Origin of the sequence: Klebsiella sp. JB_Kp004 (assembly GCF_040065795.1) — a bacterium.
Taxonomy (GTDB): Bacteria; Pseudomonadota; Gammaproteobacteria; order Enterobacterales; family Enterobacteriaceae; genus Klebsiella; species Klebsiella quasipneumoniae.
On the sequence record NZ_JBEAKW010000009.1, the window covers coordinates 94,793 to 110,126 of the forward strand.

Annotated in this window: 17 protein-coding genes; 2 read left to right on the forward strand and 15 right to left on the reverse strand. The window is 58.8% G+C overall.

Annotation, left to right across the window (positions count from 1 at the left end; all coding sequences use genetic code 11):
• Window positions 1-49 precede the first annotated feature (49 nt).
• The 11 genes from sseB to trmJ form a co-directional block, all read right to left on the reverse strand.
• Window positions 50-826 (reverse strand): enhanced serine sensitivity protein SseB, encoded by a 777-nt coding sequence (sseB, locus tag ABLX76_RS11515; RefSeq protein WP_023290641.1) that lies wholly within the window; start codon window positions 824-826, stop codon window positions 50-52.
• Between the two features lie 96 nt (window positions 827-922).
• Entirely contained in the window at window positions 923-2,209 is a 1,287-nt protein-coding gene (pepB, locus tag ABLX76_RS11520; RefSeq protein ID WP_023290642.1) for an aminopeptidase PepB, read from the reverse strand.
• 107 nt (window positions 2,210-2,316) lie between these two features.
• The gene (gene iscX, locus ABLX76_RS11525) at window positions 2,317-2,517 is read right to left on the reverse strand and encodes a Fe-S cluster assembly protein IscX (RefSeq protein ID WP_002913954.1); all 201 of its coding nucleotides are present in this window, start codon (window positions 2,515-2,517) and stop codon (window positions 2,317-2,319) included.
• A 1-nt stretch (window position 2,518) separates the two neighbouring features.
• Window positions 2,519-2,854 carry an ISC system 2Fe-2S type ferredoxin gene (gene fdx / locus ABLX76_RS11530; protein ID WP_004201872.1) on the reverse strand — a complete coding sequence of 112 codons (336 nt, stop codon included), beginning with the start codon at window positions 2,852-2,854 and terminating at the stop codon, window positions 2,519-2,521.
• A 1-nt stretch (window position 2,855) separates the two neighbouring features.
• Window positions 2,856-4,706 carry a Fe-S protein assembly chaperone HscA gene (hscA, locus tag ABLX76_RS11535; RefSeq protein ID WP_348874534.1) on the reverse strand — a complete coding sequence of 617 codons (1,851 nt, stop codon included), beginning with the start codon at window positions 4,704-4,706 and terminating at the stop codon, window positions 2,856-2,858.
• Between the two features lie 15 nt (window positions 4,707-4,721).
• Window positions 4,722-5,237 carry a co-chaperone HscB gene (hscB, locus tag ABLX76_RS11540; RefSeq protein ID WP_023290644.1) on the reverse strand — a complete coding sequence of 172 codons (516 nt, stop codon included), beginning with the start codon at window positions 5,235-5,237 and terminating at the stop codon, window positions 4,722-4,724.
• Between the two features lie 74 nt (window positions 5,238-5,311).
• Window positions 5,312-5,635 carry an iron-sulfur cluster assembly protein IscA gene (gene iscA / locus ABLX76_RS11545; protein WP_002913979.1) on the reverse strand — a complete coding sequence of 108 codons (324 nt, stop codon included), beginning with the start codon at window positions 5,633-5,635 and terminating at the stop codon, window positions 5,312-5,314.
• Window positions 5,636-5,652: 17 nt separating this feature from the next.
• Entirely contained in the window at window positions 5,653-6,039 is a 387-nt protein-coding gene (gene iscU, locus ABLX76_RS11550) for a Fe-S cluster assembly scaffold IscU (RefSeq protein ID WP_002913991.1), read from the reverse strand.
• 26 nt (window positions 6,040-6,065) lie between these two features.
• Window positions 6,066-7,280, reverse strand: coding sequence for a cysteine desulfurase (iscS, locus tag ABLX76_RS11555; protein ID WP_017900428.1), 1,215 nt, complete (start codon window positions 7,278-7,280; stop codon window positions 6,066-6,068).
• A gap of 178 nt (window positions 7,281-7,458) precedes the next feature.
• Complete coding sequence (gene iscR / locus ABLX76_RS11560; protein ID WP_002913993.1) at window positions 7,459-7,950, reverse strand: Fe-S cluster assembly transcriptional regulator IscR; 492 nt, start codon at window positions 7,948-7,950, stop codon at window positions 7,459-7,461.
• 256 nt (window positions 7,951-8,206) lie between these two features.
• The gene (trmJ, locus tag ABLX76_RS11565; RefSeq protein WP_348874535.1) at window positions 8,207-8,941 is read right to left on the reverse strand and encodes a tRNA (cytosine(32)/uridine(32)-2'-O)-methyltransferase TrmJ; all 735 of its coding nucleotides are present in this window, start codon (window positions 8,939-8,941) and stop codon (window positions 8,207-8,209) included.
• Window positions 8,942-9,061: 120 nt separating this feature from the next.
• Between trmJ and suhB the strand changes: the two genes are divergently transcribed.
• Window positions 9,062-9,865 carry an inositol-1-monophosphatase gene (suhB, locus tag ABLX76_RS11570; RefSeq protein ID WP_002913995.1) on the forward strand — a complete coding sequence of 268 codons (804 nt, stop codon included), beginning with the start codon at window positions 9,062-9,064 and terminating at the stop codon, window positions 9,863-9,865.
• Window positions 9,866-9,912: 47 nt separating this feature from the next.
• On the opposite strand, the gene ABLX76_RS11575 is transcribed toward suhB, so the two are convergent.
• Together ABLX76_RS11575 and ABLX76_RS11580 are read right to left on the reverse strand one after the other, a co-directional pair.
• Window positions 9,913-10,893 carry a nickel/cobalt transporter gene (locus tag ABLX76_RS11575; RefSeq protein WP_060590176.1) on the reverse strand — a complete coding sequence of 327 codons (981 nt, stop codon included), beginning with the start codon at window positions 10,891-10,893 and terminating at the stop codon, window positions 9,913-9,915.
• Entirely contained in the window at window positions 10,884-11,522 is a 639-nt protein-coding gene (locus tag ABLX76_RS11580; RefSeq protein ID WP_101978397.1) for a DUF1007 family protein, read from the reverse strand. The genes ABLX76_RS11575 and ABLX76_RS11580 overlap by 10 nt, the downstream gene beginning before the upstream one ends.
• A gap of 124 nt (window positions 11,523-11,646) precedes the next feature.
• On the opposite strand from ABLX76_RS11580, the gene csiE reads away from it, so the two are divergent.
• Window positions 11,647-12,924 (forward strand): stationary phase inducible protein CsiE, encoded by a 1,278-nt coding sequence (gene csiE, locus ABLX76_RS11585; protein WP_023290648.1) that lies wholly within the window; start codon window positions 11,647-11,649, stop codon window positions 12,922-12,924.
• On the opposite strand, the gene ABLX76_RS11590 is transcribed toward csiE, so the two are convergent.
• Both ABLX76_RS11590 and hcaR read right to left on the reverse strand, forming a co-directional pair.
• Entirely contained in the window at window positions 12,921-14,057 is a 1,137-nt protein-coding gene (locus tag ABLX76_RS11590) for a 3-phenylpropionate MFS transporter (protein WP_048336304.1), read from the reverse strand. The genes csiE and ABLX76_RS11590 overlap by 4 nt on opposite strands.
• Before the next feature lie 322 nt (window positions 14,058-14,379).
• Window positions 14,380-15,264 carry a DNA-binding transcriptional regulator HcaR gene (gene hcaR / locus ABLX76_RS11595; protein WP_086075126.1) on the reverse strand — a complete coding sequence of 295 codons (885 nt, stop codon included), beginning with the start codon at window positions 15,262-15,264 and terminating at the stop codon, window positions 14,380-14,382.
• Window positions 15,265-15,334 lie beyond the last annotated feature (70 nt).

Here is a 15,334-nt window from a genome sequence, read left to right on the forward strand (position 1 = left end):
TTGCATCGAGCTGAAAGCATACCGAAACCGGGGGCAGCCGCCCCCGCTGTCAGATAATGCGGTTTTGTTTGAAATCTCGCAGGAAGCTGCCCCAGCGCTTTTCATAGAACGGCGTGATATGGGCAATCATAAAGTGGCTGATGCCCTTCTCGCCTTCCACCACCTGGCAAATATCGATCGGCTCATCGCCGGGCAGGGTATCGGTGGCCACGCTGCCGGTGGTCTGAATGATGGACTCGATATCCCCTTCCGCTTCAATGCCGATCAGCAGATTAGCGGGCGCGTCGGCGTGCTCTTTGATCGAGCACAGGAACGCCCGCTTGACGGTTTTCAGCGTTTTGAACAGCGTGGTCAGCGAATCCACCATCTGCGCCGGCGGCTCGGCGACTTCAGACAGCAGCAGCGCTTCCCCCCCTTCCAGCACCGTCTGGGTGCTGAGCGGGCTGCCCTCTTCCCCGAGCAGATGGCTGATTTCGCGCGGGGTGAACGCTTTACCGTTCGGCAGCTTCGGGTTGAGGAACAGCGATTCACCGAGAGTCATCGCCATCAGCGTGCGGGCCGGCATCATCACGAAAGCCTGTTCGTCTTCCACCGCCTGCTGCAGGGCCTCAAGCGAAGTGAAGAACGGAATGACCGACGTACCGTCATCTTTTTCCCAGTGCTGCAGATCCAGCGCGCTATCTTCGACAATCTGCTCGCCATCGGCTGCGCGGCCTGGTACCCAGACGGTGGCCTCAAGCAGCGCGCTGAAAAATGCCGGACGATGAGCGGGCTCGGTAGCCGCTTTTTCCAGCAGGGTTTCTAATTCGTTTTTGGTTTCGGACATAGTTTGGCTACTTCAAAAATCGCCCGGCGGCGCTACGTCCGCACGGGCCTGCGGATTTTCCAGGCCGGGTAAGCGTCGCGCCACCCGGCAAGGCCATTACTCAGCCGTCAGCAGATTGGCGATAGTACGTACGCCAAGCCCCGTCGCGCCCGCCGACCACTGCTCAACGGCAGATTTGCGGTAGGTTGCCGAACAGTCGATATGCAGCCAGCCCTGGTGGTAGTTTTCCACGAAATGGGACAGGAAGCCCGCCGCGGTGCTGGCGCCGGCCGGATAGGCGGCGCTGCCGGTATTGTTCAGTTCCGCGAAATTAGACGGCAGCTGATGACGGTGGAATTCGGCCAGCGGCAGACGCCAGAACGCTTCATTTTCCGCCTGAGCGCTCGCCAGCAGGCGATTCGCCAGCGCATCGTCAAAGCTGAACAGCGCGTGGTAGTCGTTGCCGAGCGCGGTTTTCGCCGCGCCGGTCAGGGTGGCGGCATCGATGATCAGCTCCGGCTTCTGCGCCGAAGCGTCAATCAGGCCATCCGCCAGCACCAGACGACCTTCGGCGTCGGTGTTCATGACTTCGACGGTTTTGCCGTTGCGATAATGAATAATATCGCCCAGTTTGAAAGCGTTGCCGCTGATCAGGTTGTCGGCACAGCACAGATAGAGCTTCACGCGCTTGTTCAGCCCGCGGGTAATAGCGAAGGCCAGGGCGCCGGTGATAGTCGCCGCGCCGCCCATATCGGATTTCATTGAATCCATAAAGGCGCTCTGTTTGATGCTGTAGCCGCCGGAATCAAAGGTGATGCCTTTACCTACCAGACAGGCATATACCGGGGCTTCTTTATCGCCGGTCGGGTTATAGTCCAGCGCCAGCAAAACCGGCGGGCGCTCGGAGCCGCGGCCCACCGTGTGCAGGCCGAGATAGCCCTGCTCACGCAGATCTTCGCCTTTGGTGATGCGATAGCTCATCTTCTCGCCCGCCACGCTGCACAGCAGGTCGACGGCGCGCTGCGCCAGCTGTTCCGGGCCCAGCTCTTCCGCCGGCGCATTGATGGTGTCGCGCACCCAGTCAATAATGGTCAGACGGTTATCCAGCTCGCTTTTCTGCGCATCGTCCAGCGTCGGCCATTCAACTTTACGGGTGCCTTTCGGGCCTTTATAACCCGCCCAGAACGCCCACGCGCGGTCGGTGTTCCAGCCTTCGCCGCTTAACGCGACATGTTTGATCCCCATGCCGTCAATTTTACGCGCCGCGCGCTGAATCAAGCCCAGGTCGTCTTTGCCGTTGAGATGCAGGGCGATGCCGTCATGATTAATGCTGTAAGACGCCTTTTCTCCCCAGCGCGCATCGGCTGGCTGAGTGGAAAGCGTAATCTTCATGGCTTCGGTCATTATCATTATCCTTCTTAGCAAACGGGCCACCGTATGGCAGCCCGTAACGTTCTCTCGCTCAATGATTCATCCGACTTTATACCGCCGCATAAATCATGATGCGAAAATTATTCGGCTTCGTCTAACCAGACTAACAGAATCGCCTCGAGAATTTTTTCATTGGATGCGTTCGGGTCATCATCAAACTCTTCCAGATCGCAAATCCACTGATGCATGTCGGTAAAGCGAACGGTTTTTGGGTCGAGGTCAGGGTAAGCGTCATACAGCGCTTCGCCGATTTCACGACTGTCGGTCCATTTCAGTGCCATATTAGTGCTCGCGTGCGTGGTTGATGGTGTAACGCGGGATCTCAACGACCAGATCTTCGTCGGTGACGCGCGCCTGGCAGCTCAGGCGGCTGTCAGGCTCCAGTCCCCAGGCTTTATCCAGCATATCGTCTTCATCTTCGGTACTTTCCGCCAGCGAGTCAAAGCCTTCACGCACGATGCAGTGGCAGGTGGTGCAGGCACAGGATTTTTCGCAGGCGTGTTCAATCTCGATGCCGCTACGCAGCGCCGCATCCAGAATAGTTTCACCGGTCTCAGCTTCCACAACGATGCCATCCGGACACAGGTCCTGGTGGGGCAGAAATACAATTTTTGGCATTTTAAACCTCGTCCACGGATTGGCCTTTCAGCGCGATACGGACCGACTGATCCATACGGCGGGCGGCGAATTCCTGGGTTTGTGTGTCGATATTTTTAATCGCTTCTTTAATGGCGTCGGCGTCGTCGCCTGCCGCGGCGGCGCGTACCTGCTCCGCAGCGGCATCGATAGCCTGACGCTCCGCGGCGCTTAACAGCGTGGCGTCGGCGGCCAGCGCGCTTGTCAGGCTCTCCAGGACGCGTGCGGCTTCCACTTTCTGTTCAGCCAGCATGCGCGCCTGAATATCCTGTTCGGCGTAGCTCATCGAATCTTTAATCATGGTGGCGATTTCGCCATCGGTCAGACCGTAAGACGGTTTCACCTGAATAGAGGCTTCCACGCCGGTCGACTTTTCCATCGCCGTGACGCTCAGCAGGCCATCGGCGTCCACCTGGAAGGTGACGCGAATATGCGCCCCGCCCGCCGGCAGCGCCGGGATACCGCGCAGCGCAAAGCGCGCCAGGGAGCGGCAATCCTGCACCAGCTCACGCTCGCCCTGCATCACATGAATGGACATCGCCGTTTGGCCATCTTTGAAGGTGGTGAACTCCTGGGCGCGGGCCACCGGAATGGTGGTATTACGCGGGATCACTTTCTCCACCAGGCCGCCCATGGTTTCCAGCCCTAACGACAGCGGGATAACGTCGAGCAGCAACAGTTCGCTGTCCGGCTTGTTGCCGACCAGAATATCGGCCTGGATCGCCGCGCCAATGGCGACGACTTTGTCAGGGTCGATGGTGGTCAGCGGGGTGCGACCGAAGAAGTCGCCGACGCGCTCGCGCACCAGCGGCACGCGGGTGGAACCGCCAACCATCACCACTTCCAGCACCTCTTGCGCCTCAACGCCAGCGTCTTTCAGCGCCCGGCGGCAGGCCATTAACGTGCGTTTTACCAGCGGGGCGATGAGATCGTTAAACTGGCTGCGAGTGATATCGCCCTGCCAGCCGCCGACCTCAACGTGCGCCACCTCGGCATCGCTAAGGGCGATTTTCGCCGCGATGGCGGCATCCAGCAGCTCACGCTGCAGGCGGTTGTCGCTACGGTCGCTGAAGCCCGCCTGCTCGCGCAGGTAGTCCGCCAGCAGATGATCGAAATCATCGCCGCCGAGGGCCGAGTCGCCGCCGGTGGCCAGCACTTCAAACACCCCGCGGCTTAAGCGCAGAATAGAAATATCAAAGGTGCCGCCGCCGAGATCGTAGACCGCAATCACCCCTTCCTGGCCGGAATCAAGGCCATAGGCGATAGCCGCCGCGGTCGGTTCATTAAGCAGGCGCAGCACGTGCAGACCCGCCAGGCGCGCCGCGTCTTTGGTCCCCTGACGCTGGGCGTCATCAAAGTAAGCGGGGACGGTGATGACCACGCCGTCGAGCTCGCCGGCCAGCGCTTCAGTGGCCCGGGCGGCCAGCGCTTTCAGGATATCGGCGGAGACGCGAATCGGGTTCAGCAGGCCGCCGGCGGTCTGGATCATCGGCAGGCCGTTTTCACTGGCCTGCAGCTGATACGGCAGATGCGGATAGCGATGTTGGATATCGGCGAGGGAGCGCCCCATCATCCGTTTCACGGAGCTGATGGTATTGGCGGGATCCTGGGCGGCGTTCAGCCGGGCGTCATAGCCGACGGTCAGCCCCGATGCGTGGTAATTCACCACCGACGGCAGCAGATAGCGGCCTTGATGATCGGGCAGAGTCTCGGCCTGGCCGCTACGCACGGTAGCCACCAGAGAATTGGTGGTGCCCAGGTCGATACCGGCCGCCAGACGACGCTGGTGCGGCGCGGCGCTCAGGCCGGGCTCACTAATTTGTAATAAGGCCATAATTGCTTCCGAAAATTAAAAATCGAGCAGTTTTTCTTCGAGTTCTTCAGCACTGCTGCGCAGTTTATCGAGGAAACGGAGCTTACGAACCGTGTCCGCCGCCGCCTCCCAGCTCTCATTATGCAATTGGTCAACCATCAGCTGATGGCGGGTATCAAACAGCGCTTTCACTCGTTTGATAAAGCCTTCCAGCCGCGCTTCGTCTTTCGCCTGGCCGATCTCATCCAGCTCTTCGCGCAGTTCCAGCTGTTCCATCAGGAACGCGGTATCGCGAACGGTATGCTGCTCGCTGGCCAGATCGAAGCCATGCAGCGAGAGGAGGTATTCTGCGCGGGTCAGGGGATGGCGCAGCGTCTGCCAGGCCTGGTTAATGGTGGCGGAATACTGAACCGCCGCAAGCTGTTCCGCAGCGGGCGCGCTGGCAAATTTATCCGGATGGTACTGGCGCTGCAGATCCTGATACCGGACAGCCAGTTGTTCAAGCGAGAGGGTATAGCTGGCTGGTAACCCGAAGAGGGTGAAATAGTCCATAGTAACCTCAGGGTCATGCATCTAAACGAAAACCCCACGCGCGGCGTGACCGCGGTGGGGTTGGGGAGTACCGATTATACGTTAAAGCTTTCGCCGCAGCCGCACTCATCTTTGACGTTAGGGTTAGTGAACTTGAACCCTTCGTTAAGGCCTTCTTTGACGAAGTCCAGCTGCGTGCCGTCGAGGAATTGCAGACTTTTGCCGTCGATCACGACCTTCACGCCTTTGTCTTCAAACACGGTGTCTTCAGCCGCCGGCTCGTCAACAAACTCCAGTACATAGGCCATACCTGAGCAGCCGGAGGTTCTCACGCCCAGGCGCAGACCAAACCCTTTTCCGCGGTTTGCCAGGAAGGCATTGACTCGCGCTGCTGCACTGTCGCTAAGAGTAATCGACATAACAAAACCTCAACTAATTATTTTGCTTCACGTTTGCTTTTGTAATCCGCAATCGCGGCTTTAATCGCGTCTTCCGCCAGAATAGAGCAGTGAATTTTCACCGGCGGCAGCTCCAGTTCATCGGCGATATCGGTGTTCTTGATCGCCTGCGCTTCGTCCAGGGATTTGCCCTTCACCCACTCGGTAACCAGAGAGCTGGAAGCGATAGCGGAACCGCAGCCGTAGGTCTTGAAGCGCGCGTCTTCAATGATACCTTCATTGTTGACTTTAATCTGCAACTTCATCACGTCGCCGCAGGCCGGCGCGCCGACCATGCCGCTGCCGACGTTCTCGTCGCTGTTGTCAAAAGAGCCGACGTTGCGCGGGTTCTCGTAATGATCGATAACTTTTTCGCTGTAAGCCATGATGAATTCTCCTTATTGGTGCCGAATTAGTGATGTGACCATTCAATACTGTTCAGATCCACGCCCTGTTTGAACATTTCCCACAGTGGAGAAAGCTCGCGCAGACGGCCAATGGATTTACGAATCAGGTTGATGGCGTAGTCAATCTCTTCTTCGGTAGTGAAACGACCTAAAGAGAAACGAATAGAACTGTGCGCCAGTTCATCAGTCATGCCTAACGCGCGCAGCACGTAGGATGGCTCAAGGCTCGCGGAAGTACAGGCTGAACCGGAGGAAACCGCCAGGTCTTTCAGCGCCATAATCAGCGACTCGCCTTCAACATAGTTGAAGCTGACGTTAAGAATGTTCGGCGCGCCCTGCTCGAGGTCGCCGTTGAGGTACACTTCTTCCATATCCTTCACGCCGTTCCACAGACGGTTGCGCAGCGTGCGCAGACGCGCCATCTCGCTTTCCATCTCTTCTTTGGCGATACGGTAAGCTTCACCCATGCCGACGATCTGGTGAACAGGCAGAGTACCGGAACGCATACCGCGCTCGTGGCCGCCGCCGTGGATTTGCGCTTCGATACGAATACGCGGCTTACGACGCACGTACAGCGCGCCGATGCCTTTCGGACCGTAGATTTTGTGACCGGAGAAGGACATCAGGTCAACTTTCAGCTGGCTCAGATCGATAGGCAGCTTGCCCACGCTCTGGGTGGCGTCTACGTGGTAAATGATACCGCGGGCGCGACACATCTCGCCGATGGTAGCGATATCCTGCACCACGCCGATTTCGTTATTCACATGCATGATGGAAACCAGGATGGTGTCGTCACGCATCGCCGCTTCCAGCTCTTTCAGATCGATAATCCCGTTGCTCTGCGGCGCCAGGTAGGTCACTTCGAAGCCTTCGCGCTCCAGCTGACGGCAGGTATCCAGAACCGCTTTATGCTCGGTTTTGCTGGTGATGATGTGCTTGCCTTTTTTCTGATAAAAGTTGGCTGCACCCTTGATCGCCAGGTTGTCGGATTCAGTCGCACCAGAGGTAAAGACGATTTCGCGCGGGTCGGCACCGACCAGCTCGGCAATCTGATTGCGGGCGATATCAACCGCCTCTTCAGCCTGCCAGCCAAAACGGTGGGAACGGGAGGCCGGGTTACCAAAGGTCCCGTCCATGGTCAGGAACTGCATCATTTTCTCGGCAACACGCGGGTCCACCGGCGTGGTTGCGGAGTAATCGAGGTAAATCGGTAATTTCATTGCTCTTAAACTCCGTACATCACTCAATGCAAGGAATCAGGCAACCGGCTTGATGTACGACCGAGTACACGGAATGTCGGAGCATCCCGGCCTGATTCTGAAAGCTCTTTATAATCGTTGTCCCGCCGTTTCGCGCTGCCTCGCCCTGTCAGCCGCAGCCCGAAACGGGACGGGTCACTCAGGCGCGCAGCTTAACGTCGATCGCGTCCTGGGTGCGCGCATTGCGCTGGGTTTCGTGCTGATGCTGACGACCGGAAACATCGAGGATCTCCTGGTTATTCACCAGTTCCCCGAGGGTGATATTGTTCAGGAAGCCGGTCAGGCGTTCGCTCAGATCGCGCCACAGCGCGTGAGTCAGGCATTTATCGCCGCCCTGACAGCCGCCCTTGCCCTGGCAACGGGTGGCGTCAACGGATTCGTCCACGGCGCTAATGACTTCGCCGACGGCGATACTGCCGGCATCTTTACCTAACAGATAACCGCCGCCTGGGCCACGAACGCTGGAAACCAGGCCATTTTTACGCAGGCGAGAGAACAGCTGTTCCAGATAGGAAAGCGAAATTCCCTGACGCTCTGAAATATCTGCCAACGGCACCGGGCCCGTTTCAGAGTTGAGCGCAACGTCAAGCATCGCGGTCACGGCATAACGCCCTTTAGATGTCAGTCTCATGTCTTACTTAACCTCAAACTCGCCCCTGGCCGGGCTTTTTATTAATATGGGTATTGCATAGCAGGGCCAAGTCTGACATTCCCGAGTAATTTGGTCAACTATTTACTTGACTGTTTTAGTCAGGTATTTGGCTTTCCGTGCCGTTTTCCTTCCGCGTTGCCGGGCGCCCTCACCCCGGCCCTCTCCCACCAGGAGATAGCAAGGGCCGCGTGATTTGCATGCCGGATAAGCGCAGCGCCATCCGGCATCAACGCGGTTACTTGCCTTTATTCTGCTGGTCAATCGAGGCCAGCATGCCGCGCAGGATGTTCAGCTCCTGGCTTTCCGGGCGCGCACGAGTGAACAGACGACGCAGTTTGTTCATCACCTGCCCCGGATGATTCGGGCGGATAAAGCCCGTCGCCAGCAGCGTCTGCTCAAGATGACCGTAGAAACGCTCCAGGTCATCCACCAGCGGGTACGGCGCTTCTTCGTGCTCAACCCCCGGCTGCGCTTGCTCCTGCGCCGCCAGCCAGGCCATCCGCACTTCGTAGGCGATAACCTGCACCGCCATCGCCAGGTTCAGCGAGCTGTACTCCGGGTTGGCGGCGATGGCCACATGGTAGTGACACTTCTGCAGTTCGTCGTTGGTCAGGCCAACGCGCTCGCGGCCAAACACCAACGCCACCGGCGCATGCTGGCCTTCGGCGATGCTTTTCAGGCCGCATTCGCGGGGATCGAGCATCGGCCACGGCAGCGTGCGGGAGCGCGCGCTGGTGCCAACCACCAGGCTACAGCCCGCCAGCGCTTCATCAAGGGTATCGACGATCTGCGCGTTGCCAATGACGTCGCTGGCGCCCGCGGCCAGCGCAATGGCCTGGGAATCAGGTTTCACCAGCGGATTGACCAGCCACAGGTTGGTTAAGCCCATGGTTTTCATCGCGCGGGCAACGGAGCCCATATTGCCGGTGTGGGAGGTTTCTACCAGTACGATTCGAATATTTTGCAGCATTATGGTTCTTCGGCTAAAGATTATTCGGGCATGCTACCATAAAACGGAGACATAAGCAGAATTCGCTGTTATTATATGCGCCGTTTTTTCCCGTTCTTTAACATCCAGTGAGAGAGACCGATGCATCCGATGCTGAACATCGCCGTGCGCGCCGCGCGCAAGGCGGGTAATTTAATTGCCAAACACTACGAAACGCCAGACACCGTAGAAACCAGCCAGAAAGGCAGCAATGATTTTGTGACCAACGTCGATAAAGCCGCCGAAGCGATTATTATCGAAACCATTCGCAAATCTTACCCGCAGCACACCATTATCACCGAAGAAAGCGGTGAACACGCTGGTGAAGAGCAGGATGTTCAATGGGTTATCGATCCACTGGATGGCACCACCAACTTCGTTAAACGTCTGCCGCACTTCTCTGTTTCCATCGCCGTACGCATCAAAGGCCGTACTGAAGTCGCGGTGGTTTACGATCCGATGCGTAACGAACTGTTCACCGCGACCCGCGGCCAGGGAGCGCAACTGAACGGCTACCGTCTGCGCGGCAGCAACGCTCGCGACCTCGACGGCACCATCATCGCGACCGGTTTCCCGTTCAAGGCGAAGCAGCACGCCACCACTTACATGAATATTCTCGGCAACATGTTCACCGAATGCGCCGATTTCCGCCGCACCGGCTCCGCCGCGCTGGATCTGGCCTACGTTGCCGCCGGCCGCGTTGACGGTTACTTTGAAATTGCCCTGAAACCATGGGATTTCGCCGCAGGCGAGCTGATCGCCCGTGAAGCAGGCGCTATCGTTTGCGACTTCACCGGCGGTCATAACTATATGCTGACGGGCAACATCGTTGCCGGTAACCCGCGTGTGGTGAAAGCGATGCTGGCGAATATGCGCGAGCAGCTGAGCGACGCGCTGAAGCGTTAATCTCTTGCAGATGTAAAAAGGAAGCCGCGGCTTCCTTTTTTTATGTTCTAAAACGGCCGCAAACCGCCACCTGGCGCGATCGCGCTACTCCACATCACGACAGCGGCCACCAGCAGCGCCACGCCGCCGGCCAGCGCCAGCGTCAGCCAGCCCACCTGGCGCCACAGCGGCGGCGCCTGATGCCGACCCAGCTTCACCGCCAGCTGGCGAAAACTATGCACCAGCAGCGCCAGCGCCGTGATAGTCAATGAGGTCCCTGCCGCCATCGCCAGCGCCGCCGCCATCCCCCAGTTGAACACCCCGATCACCTTGCTGAACAGCAGAACCATGATCGCCCCCGAGCAGGGACGCATGCCCATCGACAGGACAATCACGGACCGAGCCCGCCAGTCGTCGCCGGCCTGCAGCTGCTCCGGGGCCGGGAGATGCTGATGCCCGCAGCCGCAATGTTCGTTATGAACATGATGCGGGGTAAACGCGGTAAACGTTGGCCGGCTCAGCAGCAGACGCAGCTTTTTCAGCGCCCGCCAGCAGAGCAGCAGACCTAACGCGCCCACCAGCAAATAGCTCCCCTTCTCCAGCCAGAAACTACTGAGATGCAGCTGGCGCGCCGGCAGCTGCAGCAGCGCCAGCACCACTACCACCAGCGCGATAGCCACCAGCCCCTGCAATAAAGAGGCGGCCAGCGTCAGGTTAATACTCGATTTCAACTTCGAAGGATGGGTGGCAAGCCAGGTGGTAATGACAATTTTGCCGTGGCCGGGCCCTAAGGCATGGAGCACCCCGTAAACGAAGCTGAACCCAAGCAGCGACAGCCCCGCCGCCGCCGGGTTCTCCGCCACCGCCTGCAGCAGGCGGCTGAGCTCCAGATTGAGCGCGCGCTGCCAGACCGCGCTCTGCATCAGCACCTGCGGCCAGGCCTGCCACAGCCAGAAGCCGCCCGTGACGCTCACGGCCAGCAGTAGCGCCAACGGCCACAGCGCTTTCCAGCGCGACGCGCGCGTGCGCGGGGTAAAAATTACTGACATGTCAGGGTCACCTTCTGGGCAAAATAGCTGCCCAGCGCCATATCCTCCGGCGGCGCATCCGCTTTATCCAGCGACTGGGCGTATGAGAGCATTTTGTCATTCGGTTTTGGCGTCATTACCGTTGCCTTACAGTCGGCCTGCAGCCCTGCGGGCAGGGAAAAATCGCTATCTTTGTCATAAAACATGTCGACATAGTAGGTTGGGTCGAAAGTGGAAAAGGTAAATGTCTGTCCGGCAACGGGTTGCGGCGTCGCCAGCGGCAGGGTGAAGGTCAGTACCGCCTGCAGGCCGTCGCGCTCAAGACCGTAGCCGTCGGGGCGATTTTCAAATTTCACCCGCTGGCCGTTGTGCCACAGCTCGCTGAAATAGTGCTGGCCGAGCACGTTGGCCATCACCTCCGCCGCCAGTTTTTTCCATATTTCGCTGCCCGGTTTCGCGTTTCCGGCGTCGTAGAGCAGATCCGATGAGGTGATTTCATCCATCGTCCAGCGCATTTTAAACCCGCTCAGCAGGCCGTCTTTGACCACCGGCTCGCTCTGCAAACTGATGAAGCTATGCGGATGCGCGGCGGCTGTCCATGATAAAACCATGAAAAACGCCGCGCTGGTGCATTGTTTCACTCTGTTCATCTGTTCCTCACGTGAAAAATTCTGTGAACTTCGCCAGCAATCCTGAGCTAAAGCGGGCGCACTTCCCTGCCCCCGCCGCTGTCATTGTCTATTCTTAGCGGAAACCCTAACTGGAACTTACCAGATGATGACCGTCATTGAACCACCATCTGCGCTTTCCAGTCCACAGCGCCGTAGCCAGGTGCTCCTGATGTTTTATCTGCCCGGACAGTCGGTAACGACTGAACGGCTTGGCAGAATCAACCTCGTTGATGAGACCACGGCCCGGCAGGATATTGAGGAGACCGGACGCGAAATTCAGCGTTACCACCGCCTGACCCTTCGGTCGCAGGTGGACGGCAGCTATCGGATTGAAGGCGCCGCGCTCGACCAACGTTTATGCCTGCTGCATGCGCTGCGGCGGGGCCTGCGCCTGTGCCCGCAGTTCGTTAACCATCATTTTACCCCGGCGCTGAAAACGCAGCTTAAACAGGAAGGCATCGCCCGTACTCTGTACGATGATACTAACCTGCAGGCGCTGGTGAACCGCTGCGCGCGAGCGCTCAATCGCCAGTTCGACTGCCGGGACGTTCAGTTTCTGCGCCTGTACCTGCAGTACTGTCTGCTTGAGCATCACCGGGGATATTCACCCGACTTCAATGATGAACAGCAACGCTGGGCGCAGACCGCCGCCGAGTTCACGCTGGCGCAGGAGATTGTCCGCCACTGGCAGCGTCGGGTCGGCGCGACGCCGCATGTCGGAGAGCCTTTTTTCCTCTCGCTGCTGTTTATGATGCTCAAAACCCCCGATCCGCTTCGCGATGGTCACCCGCAGGATCGACGCCTGCGGCTGGCTATTTCCGGCCTGATCCACCGCTTCCAGATGCTCGCCGGCAGGTCGTTCAGTGACGAGCAGGGGCTGAGCGATCAGCTTTATATTCACTTGTCGCAGGCGTTGATCCGCAGCGTGTTTGCTATCGGCATCGATAACACGCTCACAGAGGAAGTGAGTCGGCTCTATCCTCGCTTACTGCGTACCACCCAGGCGGCATTGAGCGAATTCGAAGAGGCCTGGCACGTCCGTTTTAATGAGGAAGAGACCGGCTTAATTGCGGTGATCTTTGGCGCCTGGCTGATGCAGAAAAGCGACCTGCATGAGAAGCAGGTCCTGCTGCTGACCGATGATAATCCGGATATGGAGGCGGCCCTGGAGCAGCAGTTGCGCGAACTGACGCTGCTGCCGCTGAACATCAAATACCAGAGCGTAGAGCGCTTTCAGAAAGAGGGGGCGCCCAAAGGGGTGACGCTTATCGTCACCCCCTATGCGACGGCGCTGCCGCTGTTTTCACCGCCGCTGATCCACGCGGAGAACTGCTTCACTGAACGCCAGCAGCAGCATATCTGCGCGATGCTCGAAGACTAGGCCGCCACCGTTTTTGGCCGGATAGCCAGCGCCGGGATGGTCAGCAGCGCCATCACCCAGAACACGCCCTGGTGCAGGTGCTGGTAGAGGAAGCCGGCGAAGACGGTCATGATGGCAATACTGCCGCCCATCGCCACCGCGGAGTAGACGGCCTGCAGGCGGATCACTTCGCTGCCCTGGCGGGCGGCGATATAGCGCATCGCCGCCAGATGACACACCGTAAAGGTGCCGCAGTGAAGGATCTGCGCGAGGATAAGCCCCGGCAGCGCCGTGGTCCAGCCCATCAGCGTCCAGCGGACCAGCCCGCACAGGGCAGAGAGCAGCAGCAGATCCCGCGCGCTGAAGCGGCGGAACACCTTTTTACTCAGCGCGAAGATCACCACTTCCGCCACCACGCCTAGCGACCACAAATAGCCCACCGCCGAGGCCGAATAGCCTGCCTGCTGCCAGTAAATGGCGCTAAAGCCGTAGTAGGCGGCGTGCGCCCCCTGCAGCAGGCAAACGCAGGCGAGAAAGCGCCAGCTCTGGCGCACCAGCGTCAGCCAGGCCGCCAGCCCGGCCCCCTGCTGCTGGCGCGACGCCCCCTCGGGCATCACCGACGGTTTCAGCAGCATGCCGAGCAGCATCGAGGCGACGCCCAGGCTGAGCATCAGCAGGATCGCCCGGTAATCAAACAGGCTCACCAGCTTGCCGGTCAGCGCCGAACCAATCACAAAGGCGATGGAGCCCCATAGCCGCACCCGGCCATAGTCCATGGTGATTTGCTTTTGCCAGGTATTGGCCAGGGCATCCGTCAGCGGCACCAGCGGCGAAAAGAACAGATTGAAGCCCACAATGATCGCCAGCAGCCATGCGACATGGCTGCCGGCCCAGAAGGCCAGCGCGAAGAGCAAGGTTAACAGCGCCAGCACGCGCAGCGCGGCGATCAGCCGGGAGGGGTCGCTCACCCGCGGGGCGATCAGCAGGCTGCCGAGAAAACGGGCTACCAGACCGGCGCCGAGCAAGATGCCGATGGTTTCCGGGGTCAGTCCGTTACCGGCCAGCCAGACGCTCCAGAAGGGCAGAAAAATACCGTAGCTAAAAAAGTAGGTGAAGTAACTGAGCGCCAGCCAGCGCGTGGAGTGCAAGACCATGATTTCCTCCCGAATGGTGGCGACAGTCTGGCGATAAACCCCGGCGGACGCAAGTCAGGCAGAAAGCGGAAAAAGGCGGTTTATTCACCACGGTGCCTCGTTCTCCGGGCGATGCCCCTGGCGGAAAAAATGGCATTCCGGCGGATACCGCGGCTGAAACGCAGTGCCCGAGGCGTTGGAGTTAGCCATGGCGTAGGATGACAGGCCAGACAGGCTGACAGACATAACCCTGAAAGTTTGCGTTAAAATCGTGAAGTTCATCACAGCTCACGACCGACGTTCAGGCGCCGCCGCCCGTCAGCGGTCCGCTAAAGACAGGAGATTATCCTGCAGCCGCATGCTCTCTGGCCGTGGCGATAAAATCGGCCAGCGCCGGCTTGATGGTGCCTTTTTTCCATGCCATCAGCAGCGCAATGGTCGGGGCATTGCCGGCGATAGGACGAAAAACCACCCGGCCAGTATTAAAATGATTCATATAACCGGGTATCAAAGTCACCCCGAGCCCCATCCCCACCAGATTCATGGTCACCAGAATATTGGTCGCCACCTGGACAATACGCGGCTGGCTTTTTTGCTGTTCGAACCACGCCTGGACGATCGGCGCCAGCGCCCCAGAGTACGCCGGGTCAGTGCTGACAAAATCAACGCCGTCCAGCTGGCTGGCGCTCACCTTCTCTGCTTTCGCCAGCGGATGATCTACCGGCAGCACCACCACCAGCGGTTCGTGGAGCAACTCAAGATAGTCAATTTCCGGACTGTAGATCGGTTGGCGCATCAGTCCGATATCCAGTTCACCGCTGCGAATTTTATCTTCCTGCTCGGTGGTGATAAGACTGACCAGCTCAACCCGGGTATTCGGTTGTTTGCGGCGAAACAAGGGCAGAACGCCGGGCAGCAAATTGACTTCGGCCGACGGAACAAAACCAATCGCCAGGTGGTTATCGTGCTGGACGATTTTTCGCGCGCGCATTTTGGCACTCTCTGCCTGGTCGAGTATCGCCTTCGCATCCTGCAGAAAACACTCCCCCGCCGCCGTCAGCGTCACCTTGCGTTTGTCGCGCTCAAGCAACGACACGCCGACGCACTGTTCCAGATCGCGAATTTGACTGCTCAGCGAAGGCTGCGAGGTATGCAGTTTTTCTGCCGCGCGGGTGAAGTTTAGTTCCTGCGCCACCGCGACGAAATAGCGCAGGTGCCTCAATTCCATCAACCCCTCCTTGTTATCGATAAAACATCTCAGCTGGTAGAAATTAACTATTTCACACATTGATAACCCA